The sequence below is a fragment of the Kribbella sp. NPDC043289 genome, assembly GCF_056436705.1.
The window spans coordinates 23,771-41,105 of the sequence record NZ_JBWKCB010000002.1 but is presented as its reverse complement, the minus strand read 5'-3'; the positions used below and the strand labels follow the sequence as shown (position 1 = coordinate 41,105).

Genomic DNA, 17,335 nt, shown 5'->3' with positions numbered 1-17,335 from the left:
TGTCCAGCTGCGGTACAGCGGCGATACATCCGGCCACGAGTCGTCCGGAAGCGGTCGTTGCCGGGCCGTCACGAGGCGACCGAGGCGCTCGCCGGGTCCTCCGGTTCGCCGAGCTCGGCGAGCGTCTGGCGGGCCTCCTGGGCGGTCGCCGTCCCGGGCAGCAGCCGGAGCGCGCGCCGCAGGTACTCCGCGGCCTGCTGGCGGGCACCGCCGCTCGCCTCGGCCAGCGCGAGGTTGACCAGCACCGTGCCCTCGGCGTCCCGGTCGTTGTGCACCGAAGCGATGCTCAGGGCCGCGGTGAACGCCGAACGCGCTTCGTGGATTCGGCCCGAGCGGGTCTGCGCGATCCCGAGGATGTTGCGCGTGATGAGCTCGCCGTACCAGTCCTTGTCGGCACGGGTCGCGGCCGCGACCTCAGCGACCAGCGGATCCCAGCCCGGGATGTCGCCACCGGTCTCGAGGTACTGGTGAACCGCACTGGTCAGCAGCCACGCATTGGACACGTCGTCGGCCGCCAGCAGGTGCGTGATCGCAGTGGTGAACTCAGCGTGCCGACCGGCGAACCAGTCGCGCGCTTCGGCCGCATGCGGGCCGGCCAGCGCGGCAGAGGCCTCCAGCACCATCTGCACGTACGCATCAGGCCCACTGGGCTCCGGCTGGGCGGGCACCGGTTGCGCAGGCTCCTCCGGTGGGTCGGTCAGCAGCTCCTGCTGCAACGCGCGGAGCTCCGGCCCCGGCTCGGTCCCCAACTCGTCCACGAGAGCAGTCCGGGCCTTCTGGTACGCCGCCAGCGCGTCGGCGCGACGTCCCGCGTCCCGGTACGCCATCACGAGCCGCGCCCAGTTCTTCTCGCGCAGCGGGTCCTCGGTGGTGAGGCTCTTGGACAGGGCGATCGCGTCGGCGAATCTCGCCGTACCGAGCAGTGCGTCCGCCAGTCGCTCGCGCACCGACCAGTGCAGCTCCGCCAGCCGCGCCACCTCGGGCTGATGCCCATCAGTGACCAGCCCCTCGTACGGCGTACCTCGCCAGAGCGACTGCGCCGACTCCAGGTACGTCAGCGCCGTACCCGAGTCACCTGCGGCCAGTGCGTCGTCGCCGGCAGCCAGCAGCGCCTGCATCCGGTCGGAGTCGAGCTCACCGCGCTCCACCCGGATCCGGTAGGCCTTGGAGCGGCTCTCGATCCGCTGCCCCTGCTCACCGAGCGGTGGGAGCGTTTTGCGGAGCTGCCAGATGTACGTGCCGATGTTGCGCTCGGCCGACACCGGAGGTGTCTGCCCGGCCCAGACCGCGTCGATCATCTCGCCGACGGCCACCCAGGTGTTCGCCTTGACCAACAGGAGCGCGAGCAACGCCCGGGGCTTGTCGGCTCGGATATAGCTCACCGCATCGGTGCCATCGATCTCCACCGGCCCCAGCACCCGGAACAACACCGCCGCACCACCTCCACACGCGCTCACTGCCCAGCAGGGCCGTTTCACCGAATCACTCCGACGCAACGACCCGCAAGCCGGTTCCGACACCCGCTGCCTATGTTCCGCTACTGAAGGTAATTACCCAACACCAAGTGTCGCCACCCATCAAACCGAGCCGGAGGGTCAGCCATGGACACCCGCGGGCGGCTGTGAAAGCTCTTTGAAAGAGCTGCGCGGCACGCTGGGACAACGGAAGGGAGCCGGGCGATGAAGCTGACGACGATTACGCAGGTCTCGGTCGACGGGGTGATGCAGGGCAACGGGCCGTCGCAGGCGGACCGCGACGCCGGGTTCGAGCGGGACGGGTGGGCGCTGCCGCCGTTCGACGACGAGGCCACGGCGTGGGTCAACGACCTCTGCCTGCGCGCCGACGGGTTCCTGTTCGGGCGCCGGACGTACGAGATGTTCGCGCAGTTCTGGGGCGTGATGGAGCCGGGCAGCGGCCCGATCGCCGACTCCTTCAACACCAAACCGAAGTACGTCGCATCCACCACACTCACCGCGGGCAGCTGGCCAAAGACAACGGTCCTGTCCGGCGACGTCGCCGGAGAACTCCGCGACCTCAAGAGCAGCTCGGACGGCGAACTGCAGGTGCACGGAAGCGGCGCTCTCGTCCGCTGGCTCCTCGCAAACGACCTCGTCGACGAGCTGACCCTGCTCGTGATGCCGGTCGTCGTCGGTCAGGGCACCCACCTGTTCCCGGCCGACGGCCCGGACCTCGCGCTCGACCTGATCGAGTCGCGTGCCTTCCCCAAGGGCATCACCCTGCAGACCTACCGCCCCGCCGGCCGGCCGCAGTACGTCTCGGCCGGATGACGATGTCAAAAGCTGCAATTTGTTGGACCAGCCGTCAGATCATTCCGGTATAGTGCGCAAACCAGCGCGCAGGAAATCTGCTGAACGGTGCTCAGATCGGGGGGTCTGAGAACGCGTCCCTGCCCTCCGGACATGACGCAGTCCAGAGATGACTCAGCCCTGCCCACGTTCGGGAAAGGGCTGAGCAGCCTTGTGAGTCCGTGGGGGGACAAACACGTGGATCGGAACACAGACGGCCTGCCGCAACGGCTCGACGCGCCCGTGCGGCTGCTCGTCGGACCCGCCAACTTCGCGGGTCAGGGAACCCGTTGGGCCCGCGCGCTGGAGAAGCGGGTGCCGACGACGAAGGCGACCGCGTTCGCGTTCTTCAGAGGAGTCCTCGACTACCCGGTCGATTACGGCGTACCGGCGCGCACGTACCGCCGGAACGCCCGGTGGCGGCTGAACTTCTACAACCAAGTCGTGAGCAACTACACGCACGTGCTGCTCGAGGCGGCTCGACCGATCTTCGGACCGCTGCACGGACCGGACGGGTCGTACGAGATCCCGCACCTGCTCACCAAGGGCTTGCAGGTCGGACTCATTGCCCACGGCTCCGATGTCCGCATCCCCAGCCGGCATGCCGAAACCGAGCCCTGGTCACCGTTCCCCGACCTCGACGACGAGACCGTCGAACTGCTCGAGCGCAATTCCACCCGCGCGGTCGAAGGTCGTGATGATGGCCGGCAACGACATCGTCAGCGACGCGCGGGTACTGAAGTACGCGCAGACGGTGGCGAACTGGGATCTCGACGTCACGTGCATCGGCATCCCCGGACGCAGGCTCAGGGGCGTCCGGCAGTTCGGCAAGGTGCAGGTGTTGTGTCCGATGATCCCGTCGCGGGTGCTGCTGACCGGGTGGCGCAAGCGGTGGGCGAACGTCAAGGTGAACCTCAATCCGTGGTTCCGGACCGAGAGCGAGTACATGCTCGCGTACGGGCGTTGGCAGTACGCGAGCCGCGAACTCCGCGGGGATCGCGGCCGCGACCGGCGCGACCGCGAACGCACCGGCAGCGCGCCCGGGCGCCCTGTTCTCGAGACACTGCGGCGATCCGTCTTCGGCCGGCTGGAACGAGCCGCGCGTTGGCGTTCGCTCCGGCTGCACCGCGCCGTACTGCAGGCCCGCATGTACTTCGCTCGGCGGGCCGAGCGGGCCGTCGACCTCAACGACCTCGGCATCGGCAAGCGGCGCCAGCGCTTGCTCGCCCTCTACCGCTACCTGCCGTCCGGCCGCTGGCGGCGGGTGATGCCGGAGCTGGTCGACCAGGAGCTGACGCTGGGCCCGTTTGCTCGACCGGCTCTTGATCGAGGTCATCCACGTGCATGACGTGTTCATGCTCGGCATCGCGGCGCGCGCGGCGCACCGGGCGGCGCTGGACGGGCGCACCATCAAGATCATCTACGACGCGCACGAGTACATCCCCGGCGTACCAGTGGTAGCCCCGCGCCGAGTCGCGGCGTACACCGATCTCGAGCGCGAGTTCATTCGCGACGCCGATCGCGTCATCACGGTGTCCGAACCGCTGGCGCACTGGCTGCAGCGCGACCACAAGCTGACCAAGCTGCCCGACGTCGTACTCAACGCACCGGTCGAGCCGCCGGCGGACGCCGACGTCAAGACGCTCCGCGAACAACTGCAGCTCACCGAGGACGTCCCGCTCCTGGTGTACGGCGGCGGTGTCAACCGCGCCCGCGGCGTCGGGACGGTCGTTGAGGCGCTGCCGCACCTTCCCGAGGTCCACCTCGCGATCGTCGCACGCGCCAACTCCGTCACCGCCGAGTTGCAGGCTCGCGCCGCCGAGCTGGGCGTCAGCGATCGCGTGCACCTGGCGCCGTTCGTCGCCGCCGAGGTCGTACCGCTGTGCCTGCGGTCGGCGAGCATCGGTCTCAGTCCGCTGTTGCACGCGCCCAACCACGACATCGCGGTGACGAACAAGTTCTGCGAGTACATCGCCGCGGGCCTGCCCATCATCACCAGCGACACCCCGGCGCAGGCCGACCTCGTGACCGAGCTCGATCTCGGCGCGGTCTACACCGCCGGTGATGTCGAGTCCTTCGTCCAGGCGGTGTTGACGGTCCTCGCCGACCGCGACCGCATCGCCAAGCGCATCGCCGACGACCCCGATCTGCTGCACCGTTTCTCCTGGTCGGCCCAGGCCGAAGTGATCCGGTCGGTGTACGCCGACGTACTCGGTCAACTGCCCGACGCCGCCTGGACCCCGAACGCGACCATCGTCCACAAGCTCCTCCCCGGCCCGCCGGAGCTGCCGGAGACCAAGTGGCGCGCGTTCAGGGAGCGGACGCGGATGTAGTTGCCTGGGGCCCGTTCACGCCCGCATTCACGCGCGCATGAGGAGCAAGACCTCCGACGGCAGGCTGGGGTCGTCGAGGCGGGCGTCGAGGCAGGTAAGGCTGCTGTGCAGTCCGCGAAGGCTTTGGGCGATCGCGACGTCGGTGAATCGGTCCGCGACACAGGCGGCCGCGAGCAGACCGAGCCGGATCGCCGGGAGGCTGCTGTACGGCGCGCCGGGATGCTGGACCGTCGCGGCGATCATCGACGCGGACACGACCGCGATCCGCCGGGCCAGGATCCGCCAGCACTGCTCGTCGCGGCCCGAGTCGGCTCCCGCGAACGTCGACCCGCTGCTCCAGGTTGCATTGAGCAACAACGGCTGGAGCCGGCGCAGGACAGCTTCGACCTCGTCGGGAATGGCCGGTGTCATCTCGCTCGACGCCGAGAGCAGGTCGACAAGGAACCGCTCGAACTGCAGCCACCCCTGCCCGTGGCGGTATTTCGTCTTGTGCGGTTCCCAGAGCGACAGCAGCACGCTGAGCGCCACGACCGCGAGCTCGAACTGATCGCGATGAATGCGTGGTGGGGCCCATTGCAACACGGTTCGCCCCGCCGGCGCGGTGGTGGGCAACGTCGCCGGGTCCTGTAGTTCCTGGACAAGCATGGCGACGTCGTCGGACATCAACGAGTGCGTCAGGACGATGTCGAGTGCCTGACTGATCGCTTCGTCGACGGCTCGCCCGCGACGGAGGGTACGCCGGAACTCGCGGACCAGCACGGGCGGGACAGGGAAATCCGTGACCGCCGCTAGACCGCCGGCCAGATCCCTGAGGCGCTCGAGCCGCCGGTGCAGGTCGCGATCCTGCGACAGATCTCCGCCACGACTGCGCGCAAGCGCCCGATCAATGTGGATCGCGTCCTTGACGAGAGCCGGCGTCATGCTGTGGTTCAGCAGGTCGAGCCGATCGAGGGTCGCCTTGAAGTCGTGGGTCCGGGCCCGCTCCAGATCCCGCTCGACAGCAAGGCTGAGGACGTAAGGCAGCGCACCGACGACGGAACGCAGATCGTGCCGGATGGTCTCCGCGAGCAGGTCGGCGCTCGCGACGTACGGATGCGAGACCCCTGGTGGCACGAACAGCCGTGGCCCGGCGTACCGCTGCCAGGTGCGGACCGCGGGCAGCGGATCGGCTCCCGCCGGCGTGACCGCGAGCGGGTCCTCGGCGTACCACACCGTCCGGCGGGTCAGGTCGACGATGACGCCGGTGATCTGATCGGCGAGCTCGCGGCGTACCGGCAGCCGGTAGGCGGTGCCGTCGTCGAACAGGCCGTTGACCCACGTGACGACTTTCTCGACCTCAGCGGCCGAGACCCCGACCGCCTCCGCGTTGTCGTCCTTCGCAGGCTTGCGAACCAAACTGCCCGGGTCGCCCGACAGGTCGAGGTACAGGCGATACAGCGACTGCGGGAAAGGCTGCGCGCACGCCACGGAGCCATTGCTGAGGGTCACTGTGTTGCGAAGGCTTCGCGACGCGCGAACCGCGGCCATCAGCCGGCGATGCGCGTCGCGTGCCACGGTGTCGGATGTCGGCGGATCCGAATCCAGCAGCGCATCCAGGCGTTCGACGAGGTCCACGTCGACCTCGCGGGCTTCGTCGGCACAGTCGAAGCCCAGCGCCAGGGCGCCGACCGTGCCTGACTTCAGGCACGCCTCGACAACGGGCGACGCGTCCGCGTTCGCCGCCCACAGCAGGATCGTCTCGCGCCACCACGCGATGTCCACCATCGTCGCCAGGGCGTTCGCCTCGGGATGATCATGGATCTCCGCGGCCGCGAGGTACTCCTGCAAGGTCTGGTGCGCGAACGCGTACATCCCGACCTCGCGTTCGACGAACAGACCACTCGTGGTGAGCTCGTCAAGGAACACCTCGGCCGTGGCAGCCCGCGGGATCCTCGCCAGCGTCGGCCCGACGATGTCACTCGCGGACTCCCGCGTCACGTCGCGGACCTCGCGGGTCATCATTGCCAGCGCCAACTTGCGCACCACCTTGGCCCGCTGTTCGGCCTTCAGTCGTGATCCCGCGGACAGGTTCTTCGCCTCCTGCCGCCGGTGCAGCAGCAGATCGCACATCTCGCCGTACAACGCCGACCGGCTGCCAGGCAGCGCGCCGCGGTACTTGTGGACGTTGGCGATCATCGTCAGCAGCATCGGGTTGGCCGCCAGGTCGTACAGCGCCGGCTGCAGACGCATACGACGGAGCAGGTCGGCGGCATGATCCTTCGCGATCGCACGGGTCCGCTCGCCGGTCTCGCCGGTACTGCGGCACTCGATGGCGTAGTACCAGCCGTGCACGAACTTGAAGATCTGGTCGCTGGTGAACCGCCGCACCTGCAGTACGTCGGCGCCGCGGACCGGATTCGAGTGATAGCCATGCGGCCGCGACGTCAGGATGAAATGGTTGGCCGGATAGCGCGCGACCTGGTCCTGCACCCAGGTGGACGTCAACTGGCGCTGCTCCTCGACCGCGAGCTCGTCCAAACCGTCCAGCATGACGACACAGCGGCCTTTCGTCAGGCCGCGCTCGAACCAGTCCGCCGTGACCGTACCTTTCAGCCAGGTAACGCTCGCGATCAGTTCGGGAATCGACACCCCGGGATCGCGGATGATCTCCTGGACGTGGTCGCGCAGGTAGAGGATCACCGGCAGCCCGCGTTTGTGCCGGCGCCGCTCTCCCAGTGTGATCGCGGTCCGGCGCAAGAGCGTCGTCTTACCCGAACCGGGGCCACCGATCACCGCGAAGACCCTCGGCTCGCGGCTGTCCAGGAACGAGTCCAGCGACCGGCGTTCACCGGCCGGAATCTCGGCTCCGACGAACGGCGTGTGCGTCGTCGTCTGCAACGGTGACGGCGCGAGGCTGACGTCGACATACACATGCCGGAGCTGGAGGGAGAACTCTCCCTGGGTGGCCATGCCGAGCAATTCGACATCACGCACGCTGGCGAGCAACTGGCTCAGATAGCGCGCGCGGTAGCTCTTCAGGAACGCACTCACCCTCCGGTCGACGGCCGCGGCGGTCCGGGGAATCCACAAATCCCCGACCTCACGGCTGACCCGGAACACGAACCGTACGACCGCGACCAGGAACCAATAGCCCATCAGAACGACGACGCTGACCACCGGATTCTGCTGGACCTTGGACCACAACCAGCCGCTGACAGCCACCGGCGGCCCGAAAGCGATCAGGATCGGAACGACCCTCGCCACGATCCCGCCGTCCCCGAAGTCCCCTGGCCGGTCGGCATTGTTCACCATTCGGCGCCCCCAAAACAGCTCCACCCCTGCAATTGCAGACGGTACTGCATAAAACCGCTTAAGTGACACCTTTTGTCCGCAAAATAATTTCTCCACCATTAGTGCACGCCGGAGACTCGAAATCATCAGAACGCAGTACATCCCAGTTTTTGCTGGTTTCGAGGAGCGCCTGATTGCCTTCCACAAGCACCGACGAATGACCTTCTTCAGGGAATTCAACCGAGGTTTATGTTGCCTCGGGCAACGTGGTCCGGCCTTGCAGTACGGGCGCGGTACGGGCAGCGTCGTGTCAGGGCCGGCGGATAACGTCACCACGCGTTCAGCGGCTCGATGACATCTTTCTGGAGGATCAGTGAAGACGCGCGTTTTCGCCACCGTGGCAGGGATTTCCGCACTGTTCGGCGGATTGCTGGCGGCAGCTCCGGCGCACGCCAACGGCAGCTACACCGGCCGCGCCTACGTGGCCGGCGCCGGCATTATGTACGACGACTGGCGCGACGAGGGCGTGGTGAGTGTCGCCGTCCACCGGTCGTCGAACGCCACTTGCCTGTGGCAAGCGATCCTCTGGACCAACGGCTATCTGCCGAAGAGCCAGATCGACGGCATCTTCGGCGACCGGACCGCAGCCGCCACCCGAGCATTCCAGCGCGATAACGGCCTCTCTCCCGACGGCTCCGCGGGCCGCAAGAGCTGGGCAGCCGCCGGCGGCGTCTCCCACACCGTCGACACCGCCGGCTGGTCCAACGGCATCTACTCCGGCACCAAGCACGCCATCAAGGTCCGCCGCAGCACCGCCGGCAACTACCAGTTCAGCTTCGGCACCGGCTGGAAATCGGCGTCCTACAACACCCGCACCTGCCGCTGACCCCATGATGGCGAGTTCGACCTACGAAGACACCGAAGGTCACTCCAGAAGTCCGAAGTGTCGTAGCGTGCGTTCGGCTACTTGCTGCGGGTCGAGCGTGCTGGTGTCGATGACCAGTTCGTCCAGGTCCGCGGCCTGCAGGCGGGCGGCTATCTCATCGCAGCGCTCCAGATGCCAATCCAACGCTGACTTCTGACTGGCGCCGTACCTGCCCCGCAGTCGTCGCCTGACGACGTCGGGCTGCGCGGTCAGCCGAACCATCCGAACCTGGCTCTCGACCGCGGCCGCATACCGATCTCGATCAGCAGCCGTGCTGATCACCCCGGACATCACCAGCTGCCGCGGTCCCACCGAGCGGTAGCACTTCCAAACCGCGGCAATGTTCCGAGCCTCGACAAGAGCATTGTCCTGCTCAGCCGGCGGCCACGACCGATGGAACCAGTCAACATCCATCAGACTGAACGGCCTCTCCGCCGCCAGTAAGTCCCCCACATGCTCGAGCGTGGACGACTTCCCAACCCCATACCCGCCGTTGAGAAAAATCGCGTATCCGGACTGCGGCACAGTTCGGTTACCGCCGCGTCGAGACCTGGTCGTCGGCGCCGGAGCCCCAGACGCCGAGTGCTCGGTTGGCTTCGTCGTGGGCGTCGACGATGAGCCGGCGGGACGTTGTCTCCAGCTCGGGTGCGCCGGTCATGATGTCCTGCACGAGTTGCCGATGGAGTTCGAGACCTCGGCGCATCGCCTCGACGACCGGGAACACGAGTGTCTCCCGGGTGCGGACCGCGGTGGCGATCACGCTGCTGAGGCATTCGAACATCTTGCTACCCGACAGGTCGAGCAGCGCGACGTGGAAGTTGACGTCGGCGGAGACGAAGGTGTGCAGGTCGCGCTGGTCCAGGGCGGCGTACATGGTGTCGATCGCGCGGGTCAGTTGGGCCAGATCCGCGGGTTTCGACCGCAGTGCGGCCATCCGCGCCGCGACCGGCTCGACCGCGAGCCGGACGGAGTACAGCTCGTCGACCTGCTCGGTACGCCGGTCGCTCTCGAGGCGCCAGGTGATGATCTGCGGGTCGAGATAGTTCCAGGTCCGCGGGTCGGACACCCGGGTGCCGACCTTCGGCCTGGCGATCAGCAGTCCCTTGCCTTGCAGAGCGCGGAATGCCTCGCGGATCACCGGCCGGGACACCCCGAACTCCTCCGCCAGCCGCTCCGGCGGCACGGACTCGCCCTCCTGGTAGCGGCCCGTCACGATGGCGCGCCCGACCTCCTCAACCACCCGATCGTGATGTCGACCTGGGTGCGCCACATCTCGTCCGCGCATCGGCAACTCCCAGAAGTAGGTCCAATAGTCAGACTAGACCTTATCCCACCACGGGGCCGACTCGCCCGATACCTGCGTTTCGAGCCGTTGACAGCTGCGCGTTCACTCAGTTTAATCTGCTTATTCGATCGTGAGGCGAGTCACAGGGGAGTCAGCATGCAGGTCGTGGTGGTCGATCCGATGCAGGTCCGGCTCGCCGGACAGCTGGCGGCCGAGATCGGCCCGGGGGCGGTTCTCAAGTGCGCCCGCAGCGGTGACGACTGGCACGGCTGGCTCGGTCAGGCCGACGTGTTCGTCGGGTCGAAGCTTCCTGCCGCGCTGGCCGAGCAGGCGCCTGCACTTCGTCTGGTCCAGGTCGCAGGTGCCGGGTACGAAGGCATCGCTCTGGACAGCCTCGGCCCAGGTGTTGTCGTCGCGAACACGTTCCACCACGGCCGGGCGATCGCGGAGTACTGCGTAATGGCAATGCTCGCGTTGTGGCGGCGATTGCTCGTCGAGGATCGCGCTCTGCGCACCGGCCACTGGCTGTCGGTCTTCAACGACGCCTCCGCGCCGGTGCACCAAACTCTCGCCGGAAAGACCATCGGCCTGATCGGGTACGGCGAGATCGGGAGCCACGTCGCCCAGCTGTCCAAGGCGTTGGGCATGCGGGTTCTCGCGACTCGGCGCCGTCCGACGGCAGGTGCCACCTCGGTGGACTGGCTGGGCGGGCCGCACGACATCGGCGACTTGCTGAGCGAGAGCGACGTGGTCGTCGTCACCGTGCCGTTGTCGAGCGAGACCACGAATCTTCTCGACGCATCCTTGCTCGGTCGCATGAAGCGGTCCGCGTTCCTGATCAACGTCGCCCGCGGGCCGATCGTGGACGAGGCCGCGCTCTACCAAGCACTCGCCGACGGACGGATCGCCGGGGCTGCCCTCGATGTGTGGTGGCAGTACCCCACCGCCGGCGCGGAAGCCCAGCCGTCCCGGTTTCCGTTCGGCGACCTGCCGAATGTCGTGATGACCCCGCATACCTCCGGTGTCACCACTGATGTGTTCCAGCGCCGGATGCTCGATGTCGGGGCGAACATCCGCGCGCTCCGCGACGGCGATCCCCTGCGCAACGTCGTCTTCCGCAGCCCACTCGAGACCCAAGCTCCAGTTACCCGTACCACAGGAGGAATCCGATGACCCGAAGGCCAACCCGCGTCGCGGCGTGCGCGATCGCGGTAGCCCTGACCGCATCGGTCGTCGCGGCCTGCTCATCGCAAACCGCGTCCAGCACCGACAGCGTCACCACGATCAAGGTCATGGGCATCCCCCCGACGACCAAGGCCGAGGCCCGCAAGACCTACCTCGATCAGATCGCGGCGTTCGAGAAGGAGAACCCGTCGATCAAGATCGAGACCACCGACGCCGCCTTCGACGCCACGTCGTACGTGACCCAGATCGCCGGTGGCACCGCGCCGACGATGCTGCTCGTCCCGCTGACCGAGCCGGCCGGTCTGATCGCCCGGCGTCAGGTCTCGGATCTCACCGACGCGGCCAAGGACCTGCCCAAGTACTCCGAGTTCGACCCCAGGATCCTGCAGAACGTCAAGGACTCCGGTGGCAAGCTGTTCGGGATCCCGACCAGTCAGTACGCCCTCGGACTCGCCTACAACCGGACCCTCTTCGCGAAGGCCGGCCTGGATCCCGACAAGCCCCCGACCACCTGGGCCGAGCTGCGCGCCGACGCGAAGCAGATCACCGAGCGGACCGGCGTCGTCGGATTCGCCGAGATGACCGTGAAGAACAACGGCGGCTGGCATCTCACGGCCGCGACGTACTCACGCGGCGGCGCGATGGAGACCGACCAGGGCGGGAAGTTCGCCGCCACCGTCGACAACCCGCAGGCGCAGGCGCAGCTCGGTCTGCTGAAGCAGATGCGCTGGCAGGACAAGTCGATGGGCAACAACCAGTTGCTCGGGTACGACGACGTCAACAGCGGGTTCGCCGCGGGGAAGTTCGCGATGATTGTCGCGGATCCGGGCTATTACGCGAGCTACATCAACCAGTACAAGGGCGACCCGAAGGCGTTCGGCGCCGCGGCGTACCCGCAGGACGGCGGTAACGCCACGCTGGTCGGTGGCCAGGTCGTGATGGCCAACCCGCGCGCGACCGCCGCTCAGAAGGCCGCGATCATGAAGTGGACCGACTTCTACTACCTGCGCCCGCAGTACGACGCCGACGCGGCCGTGGCCCGGGCAAAGTCGAACAAGGCCTCCGGCATCCCCGTCGGAGTACCGACCGTTGCCTTGTTCAACGCCTCGGTCCAGCAGCAGATCTCGACAGCGATCAAGCCCTACGTCACCGTGGATGCGAAGAACTTCCGGCCGTTCGTGACCGGGACCGCCGCCCTCAGCTACAAGCCGGAGCCACCGGTCGCGGCCCAGCTCCTGTACGCCGCCCTCGACACCGCCGTCCAGGCCGTCCTCACCCGGCAGGACGCCGACCCCGCGGCCGTGCTCGGTAAGGCGCAGAAGGACTCGCAGGCCATCGTCGAACAAGGGCAGCGATGACGCTGACCACGCTGCAAGGTTCGGCGCCCGAGACCGCGGACCCGCGGTCCTCGGGCGGCCGGCCTCGCCCAGCCAAGCGGCGCGCGAACCGGTTCGGCTGGTGGGGCCTGGTGTTCCTCCTGCCGGCGCTGCTCTCCTTCGGCTACTTCTCCTGGTGGCCGATCCTCCGGGGCCTCGCGCTCAGCTTCCAGCAGACGAACCTGGTGGACCCCGCGGCCTGGGTCGGGCTGGAGAACTTCCGGCACGTCCTCGACGATCCACTGCTGGCGACAGCGGTCGTGAACACGATCAAGTTCGGCGTACTCGCGGTCGCGATCGGCTTCCCGCTCCCGGTCGTCCTGGCGCTGGCGATGTCCGAGCTGCGCCGGCTCGGTGGCCTGTTCCGGGTGCTGGTCTATCTGCCCGTCGTCATCCCGCCGGTCGTGTCGGTGCTGCTGTGGAAGTTTTTCTACGACCCGGACCACGGTCTGTTCAACGCCGCCCTCGGCGTCATCGGCATCGGTCCGCTGCCCTGGTTGCAGACCAGCGGCGGGGCCCTGCCGAGCCTGGTCCTGCTGATCGTGTGGGAGTCCGCCGGCGGAACCGTGCTGTTGTACCTCGCCGCGCTCTCGTCGGTTCCGACCGAGCTCTACGAGGCCGCCGAGGTCGACGGCGCATCGATCCGCCGCCGCGTCTGGCACGTCACGCTTCCCCAACTACGCGGACTCATGCTCGTTCTGCTGTTGCTGCAGATCATCGGCACCCTGCAGATCTTCACCGAGCCGTTCGTGATGACCGACGGCGGGCCGGAGAACTCCACCGTCACCGTCCTCTACCTCATCTACCGCAACGCGTTCGTCAGCGGGGACTTCGGTTCGGCAGCCGCCCTGAGTGTTCTCCTGGCGTTGGTTCTGGCTGTGCTGTCCGCGGTCTACCTGCGGCTGACTAGGCGATGGAGCAAGACATGACGACGATCCCCCGCGGGCTCATCTCGCCCGCCGACCGCTCCGATCCCGTGACCCGCTGGTCGATCCGGCTCACCCAGCTCGCCCTCATGCTGTGCGTCGCCGCGGCCGGGCTCGTACCGATCTGGTGGTTGTTCAAAGGCGCTGTGTCCGACACCCAGGACCTGATCGGGCACCCGATGAAGGCCTGGCCGGCCGCGTTCAGGTGGAGCAACCTGTCACACGCCTGGAACGAGCTGGAAGTCGGTCACTACCTCCTCAACTCGGTCGTGTACGCCGCCGGCTCCTGCGCGACGCAGGTCTTCGTCGCGACCACCGCGGGCTTCGCGCTCTCGGTTCTCCGGCCGAGGTTCAGCAGGTTCGTGTACGGCGCCATCCTGGCGACCCTGTTCATCCCGGGGACGGTGTCGCTGGTCGCGCTCTACCTGACCGTGATCCACCTCCCCGGGCTCGGCGTGTCGATCGCCAACACGCCGCTCGCGATCTGGCTGCCTGCCGGGGCCCACGCCTTCAACATCCTCGTCGCCAAGCAGTTCTTCGACGCACTCCCGCACGAACTCTTCGACGCCGCCCAGGTCGACGGCGCCGGGCCGATCCGGATCTTCTGGAGCCTGGTGCTCCCGATGTCGCGGCCGATGCTCGCCGTCGTCGCGCTGCTCTCCCTGATGGCGGAGTGGAAGAACTTCCTCTGGCCGCTCGTCGCCATGACCGATCCGACCAAACAACCGCTGTCGGTGGCGCTGCCCCGGCTCGCGACGTACTCCGACCAGGCGATGCTGATCGCCGGAATGCTGATCTCCACGCTGCCGCCGTTGCTGGCCTTCATCATCTTCCAGCGCCAGGTGGTCCGCGGTATCGGGTTCAGCGGACTGAAGGGCTGACGATGAACGACGTACTCGAGATCCGCGTCGACGGCCAGCTGACCCGGATCGAGGCCTGGGGGCCGGATGCCTTGCGGGTTCGTAGCGGTTTCGCGACCGGCGACAAGCCCGGCGCACTCGAGCTGGTCAGTCCCGGTGGTACCCCGGTCGTCGAGCGATCGGTCGACGGCAGCGCCACCATCACCAACGGTCGTCTCCGCGCGGCGGTGGATCGGCGCGGGACCATTACCTTCCTGGACTCCGCAACAGGTGCCGAGGTCCTCCGCGAACGGGAACAGTGGCTGCAGAGCGTCCCACCGCGACACCTGCGCCCGGTCGCCGGCGGCGACCTGCAGAAGATCACCGCGACGTTCGAGGCGTACGACGGCGAGCGCTTCTACGGGCTGGGCCAGCACCGCCACGGCCGGCTCGATCAGAAGGGCTGCGTGATCGACCTGGTACAGCAGAACGCCGAGATCGCGATCCCGTTCCTGGTCTCGAACCGCGGGTACGGCGTGCTCTGGAACAACCCCGGCGCCGGCCGCGTCGAGCTGGGCCACAACCACACCCGCTGGATCGCGGACGCAGCACTCGAACTCGACTACTGGATCGTTCGCGGCGAAACGACCGGCGACGTCCTCGGCCGGTACGTCGACCTGACTGGTCACGCCCCGCCGTACCCGGACTGGGCCACCGGCTTCTGGCAGTCGAGGCTGCGCTACGACAACCGGCAGGAACTGATGGACGTCGTCCACGAGCATCTGGGCCGCGGCCTGCCGCTGTCGGCGATCGTCATCGACTTCCTGCACTGGAAGCATCACGGCGACTGGAGGTTCGACGAGGAGCGCTGGCCGGATCCGGCCGGCATGGTCGCCGAGCTCCGGGAACTCGGTGTGGAAGTCATGGTGTCGATCTGGCCCACGGTCAACGAGCAGAGCCCGAACTTCGCGACGATGGCGGCGAACGGCCTGCTGCTGCGGAGCGATCAGCTGTCGATCGGGTCGAGGTTCGTCGACGTCGGAACCGAGGGTCCCGCCTTCCTGCACTACTACGATCCGAGCAACCCCGAAGCACGGCGCTTCGTCTGGGACCAGGTCCGGACCGGGTACCACGACCTGGGCATCCGAGCGTTCTGGCTCGACGCCTGCGAACCCGAGCTCGTCGCACCTGATCCCGCACAATGGCGATACCACGCGGGCCCGGGAGCCGCCGTCGCCGGCCTCTACCCGCACTGGAACGCGCAGACGTTCCATGAGGGTCTCACCGCGGCCGGTGAGACCGAAGGACTGCTGTTGAGCCGCTCAGCCTGGGCAGGCACTGCGAAGTACGGTGCAGCGATCTGGGCCGGAGACATCGACGCCAGCTTCGCCGCGCTCCGCGCCGCAGTACCGGCCGGCCTCAACGCCGGGCTCAGCGGTATGCCCTGGTGGAGCGCGGACATCGGCGGATTCGTCACCTGGGTGGGAAACGACGACCCCGAGCTGCGCGAGCTCATCATCCGCTGGTTCCAGTTCCAGGTCTTCACCCCGCTGTTCCGGTTGCACGGTCACCGCCGGCCGGATCTTCCCGGAGAGTTGTTGCGCGGGGCACCGAACGAGGTCTGGTCGTTCGGCGCGGAGGTGTACGACGCGATCGTCCCGATCCTGCACCTGCGCGAAGCCCTGCGGCCCTACCTGAGCGCCCAGATGGCGACCGCGACCGCGGCAGGTCAGCCGGTGATGCGGCCGCTGTTCCTCGACTTCCCCGAGCAGGAGCAGTCCTGGGACATCGCGGACCAGTTCCTGTGCGGAACAGACCTGCTCGCCGCACCAGTCCTCGAGTACGGCGCCCGCACGCGTCAGGTCTGGTTGCCGGCCGCCACCAAGTGGATCGATCCCCGGACCTCGACCGTGCACTCCGGCGGCCAGTGGCTCACCGTCGACGTTCCGCTGAACGAGGCCTGCTTCTTCCTTCGCGAAGGCTCGGACCTGGCCGAGACCCTCAGAAAGGTCGCTCGATGACCGGCCACGTCGTCGTCACCGGTGGACGGGGAGCCATCGGCTCGGCGGTGTGCCAGGACGTCCACCAGGCCGGGGCAACGGTCACAGCTCTCGATGTCGCACCGGTCGTCACGTCAGCGCCGTACCAGCAGCTGGTCGGAGACGTCCGGGATCTGCAGGCCATGACCGCGGCCCTGTACGGCGTCGACGCGATCGTCCACTGTGGCGGGATTGCGAGCGACCGGAAGGGTCATGAGTACGACACGTACGACGTCAACGTCGCCGGCACGTGCACTCTCCTGCTCGCGGCCGCCCGCGCCGGAGTCCGGCGGATCGTCCACCTCTCGAGCATCAACGCACTCGGCTGCGTCGGCCCCGGCACACCGGCCTATCTCCCGATCGACGACGACCACCCGCACACACCGATCTCGCCGTACCAGCTGTCGAAGCATCTGTCCGAGGAGGCGTGCCGGCAGTTCGCCGACCGTCACGAGGCCACCGTCCTCAGCCTGCGTCCCACGTATGTCAGCCATCCAACGGGCAGCTCCGGTCCGGGTGCTGCCGACCTCTACGCCTACGTCGACGTCCGGGACGTCGTACGCGCTGTCCGGAGTGCTCTCACAGCGGATCTCACCGGATTCCACACCGCCTTGCTCGCCGCAGACGACCTCTGGGGCGGCCACCAGCTCGACTCCGTCCTCACCGAGGACTACCACCACATCCCCTGGCGCGGATCCGATTCTGCCGCGCGCACCAGCCTCGTGAACTGCGCCAACGCGAGATCCCTCCTCGGTTGGACACCGCGCTACCGACACATCGCCGCGGCCACGTCCGCCTGACCTCGATCACGCCGTACCCGCCTCAGCTCATTCACCCGTCAGGGAGTACCG

The 17,335-nt window shown here is 67.7% G+C and carries 14 protein-coding genes; 10 read left to right on the top strand and 4 right to left on the bottom strand.

Going from position 1 to position 17,335, the window contains the following annotated elements; genetic code table 11:
- Window positions 1-68: 68 nt before the first annotated feature.
- Window positions 69-1,430, bottom strand: a complete 1,362-nt coding sequence (locus tag AC0662_RS12045; protein WP_478300300.1) for an AfsR/SARP family transcriptional regulator — start codon at window positions 1,428-1,430, stop codon at window positions 69-71.
- A gap of 249 nt (window positions 1,431-1,679) precedes the next feature.
- Between AC0662_RS12045 and AC0662_RS12040 the strand changes: the two genes are divergently transcribed.
- From AC0662_RS12040 to AC0662_RS12030, 3 genes are all read left to right on the top strand, one after another.
- On the top strand, window positions 1,680-2,288 hold the full coding sequence (locus AC0662_RS12040; protein WP_478300298.1) for a dihydrofolate reductase family protein: 609 nt from the start codon (window positions 1,680-1,682) through the stop codon (window positions 2,286-2,288).
- A gap of 718 nt (window positions 2,289-3,006) precedes the next feature.
- Entirely contained in the window at window positions 3,007-3,654 is a 648-nt protein-coding gene (locus AC0662_RS12035; RefSeq protein ID WP_478300296.1) for a hypothetical protein, read from the top strand.
- Entirely contained in the window at window positions 3,647-4,639 is a 993-nt protein-coding gene (locus tag AC0662_RS12030; RefSeq protein WP_478300294.1) for a glycosyltransferase, read from the top strand. Before AC0662_RS12035 ends, AC0662_RS12030 begins: the two co-directional genes overlap by 8 nt.
- Window positions 4,640-4,666: 27 nt before the next feature.
- On the opposite strand, the gene AC0662_RS12025 is transcribed toward AC0662_RS12030, so the two are convergent.
- A complete protein-coding gene (locus AC0662_RS12025; RefSeq protein WP_478300292.1) occupies window positions 4,667-8,056 on the bottom strand; it encodes an NACHT domain-containing protein in 3,390 nt (1,129 codons plus the stop codon).
- A 226-nt stretch (window positions 8,057-8,282) separates the two neighbouring features.
- Here AC0662_RS12025 and AC0662_RS12020 point away from each other — a divergent pair, with 226 nt between their 5' ends.
- Window positions 8,283-8,795, top strand: a complete 513-nt coding sequence (locus AC0662_RS12020) for a peptidoglycan-binding domain-containing protein (RefSeq protein ID WP_478300290.1) — start codon at window positions 8,283-8,285, stop codon at window positions 8,793-8,795.
- 39 nt (window positions 8,796-8,834) lie between these two features.
- On the opposite strand, the gene AC0662_RS12015 is transcribed toward AC0662_RS12020, so the two are convergent.
- Together AC0662_RS12015 and AC0662_RS12010 are read right to left on the bottom strand one after the other, a co-directional pair.
- The gene (locus AC0662_RS12015) at window positions 8,835-9,359 is read right to left on the bottom strand and encodes a hypothetical protein (protein ID WP_478300288.1); all 525 of its coding nucleotides are present in this window, start codon (window positions 9,357-9,359) and stop codon (window positions 8,835-8,837) included.
- Window positions 9,360-9,366: 7 nt separating this feature from the next.
- A complete protein-coding gene (locus AC0662_RS12010) occupies window positions 9,367-10,074 on the bottom strand; it encodes a FadR/GntR family transcriptional regulator (RefSeq protein ID WP_478300286.1) in 708 nt (235 codons plus the stop codon).
- A 201-nt stretch (window positions 10,075-10,275) separates the two neighbouring features.
- Here AC0662_RS12010 and AC0662_RS12005 point away from each other — a divergent pair, with 201 nt between their 5' ends.
- From AC0662_RS12005 to AC0662_RS11980, 6 genes are read left to right on the top strand one after another with little or no spacing between them, the layout of a single operon-like run.
- Window positions 10,276-11,292, top strand: coding sequence for a 2-hydroxyacid dehydrogenase (locus AC0662_RS12005; protein ID WP_478300284.1), 1,017 nt, complete (start codon window positions 10,276-10,278; stop codon window positions 11,290-11,292).
- Window positions 11,289-12,662 (top strand): extracellular solute-binding protein, encoded by a 1,374-nt coding sequence (locus tag AC0662_RS12000; RefSeq protein ID WP_478300282.1) that lies wholly within the window; start codon window positions 11,289-11,291, stop codon window positions 12,660-12,662. The genes AC0662_RS12005 and AC0662_RS12000 overlap by 4 nt, the downstream gene beginning before the upstream one ends.
- Window positions 12,659-13,609 carry a carbohydrate ABC transporter permease gene (locus AC0662_RS11995; RefSeq protein ID WP_478300280.1) on the top strand — a complete coding sequence of 317 codons (951 nt, stop codon included), beginning with the start codon at window positions 12,659-12,661 and terminating at the stop codon, window positions 13,607-13,609. The genes AC0662_RS12000 and AC0662_RS11995 overlap by 4 nt, the downstream gene beginning before the upstream one ends.
- Entirely contained in the window at window positions 13,606-14,487 is an 882-nt protein-coding gene (locus tag AC0662_RS11990; RefSeq protein ID WP_478300278.1) for a carbohydrate ABC transporter permease, read from the top strand. Before AC0662_RS11995 ends, AC0662_RS11990 begins: the two co-directional genes overlap by 4 nt.
- A 2-nt stretch (window positions 14,488-14,489) precedes the next feature.
- A complete protein-coding gene (locus tag AC0662_RS11985; protein ID WP_478300276.1) occupies window positions 14,490-16,466 on the top strand; it encodes a glycoside hydrolase family 31 protein in 1,977 nt (658 codons plus the stop codon).
- Window positions 16,463-17,284, top strand: coding sequence for an NAD-dependent epimerase/dehydratase family protein (locus tag AC0662_RS11980; RefSeq protein ID WP_478300274.1), 822 nt, complete (start codon window positions 16,463-16,465; stop codon window positions 17,282-17,284). Before AC0662_RS11985 ends, AC0662_RS11980 begins: the two co-directional genes overlap by 4 nt.
- Window positions 17,285-17,335 lie beyond the last annotated feature (51 nt).

Excerpts from the sequence above, each read along its gene's own strand:
- AC0662_RS11985 (WP_478300276.1), top strand. The coding sequence starts at position 14,490 with ATGAACGACGTACTCGAGATCCGCGTCGACGGCCAGCTGACCCGGATC.
- AC0662_RS12035 (WP_478300296.1), top strand. The coding sequence starts at position 3,007 with ATGGCCGGCAACGACATCGTCAGCGACGCGCGGGTACTGAAGTACGCG.
- AC0662_RS12025 (WP_478300292.1), bottom strand. The coding sequence starts at position 8,056 with ATGATTTCGAGTCTCCGGCGTGCACTAATGGTGGAGAAATTATTTTGC.
- AC0662_RS11990 (WP_478300278.1), top strand. The coding sequence starts at position 13,606 with ATGACGACGATCCCCCGCGGGCTCATCTCGCCCGCCGACCGCTCCGAT.
- AC0662_RS12040 (WP_478300298.1), top strand. The coding sequence starts at position 1,680 with ATGAAGCTGACGACGATTACGCAGGTCTCGGTCGACGGGGTGATGCAG.
- AC0662_RS12000 (WP_478300282.1), top strand. The coding sequence starts at position 11,289 with ATGACCCGAAGGCCAACCCGCGTCGCGGCGTGCGCGATCGCGGTAGCC.
- AC0662_RS11995 (WP_478300280.1), top strand. The coding sequence starts at position 12,659 with ATGACGCTGACCACGCTGCAAGGTTCGGCGCCCGAGACCGCGGACCCG.
- AC0662_RS11980 (WP_478300274.1), top strand. The coding sequence starts at position 16,463 with ATGACCGGCCACGTCGTCGTCACCGGTGGACGGGGAGCCATCGGCTCG.
- AC0662_RS12005 (WP_478300284.1), top strand. The coding sequence starts at position 10,276 with ATGCAGGTCGTGGTGGTCGATCCGATGCAGGTCCGGCTCGCCGGACAG.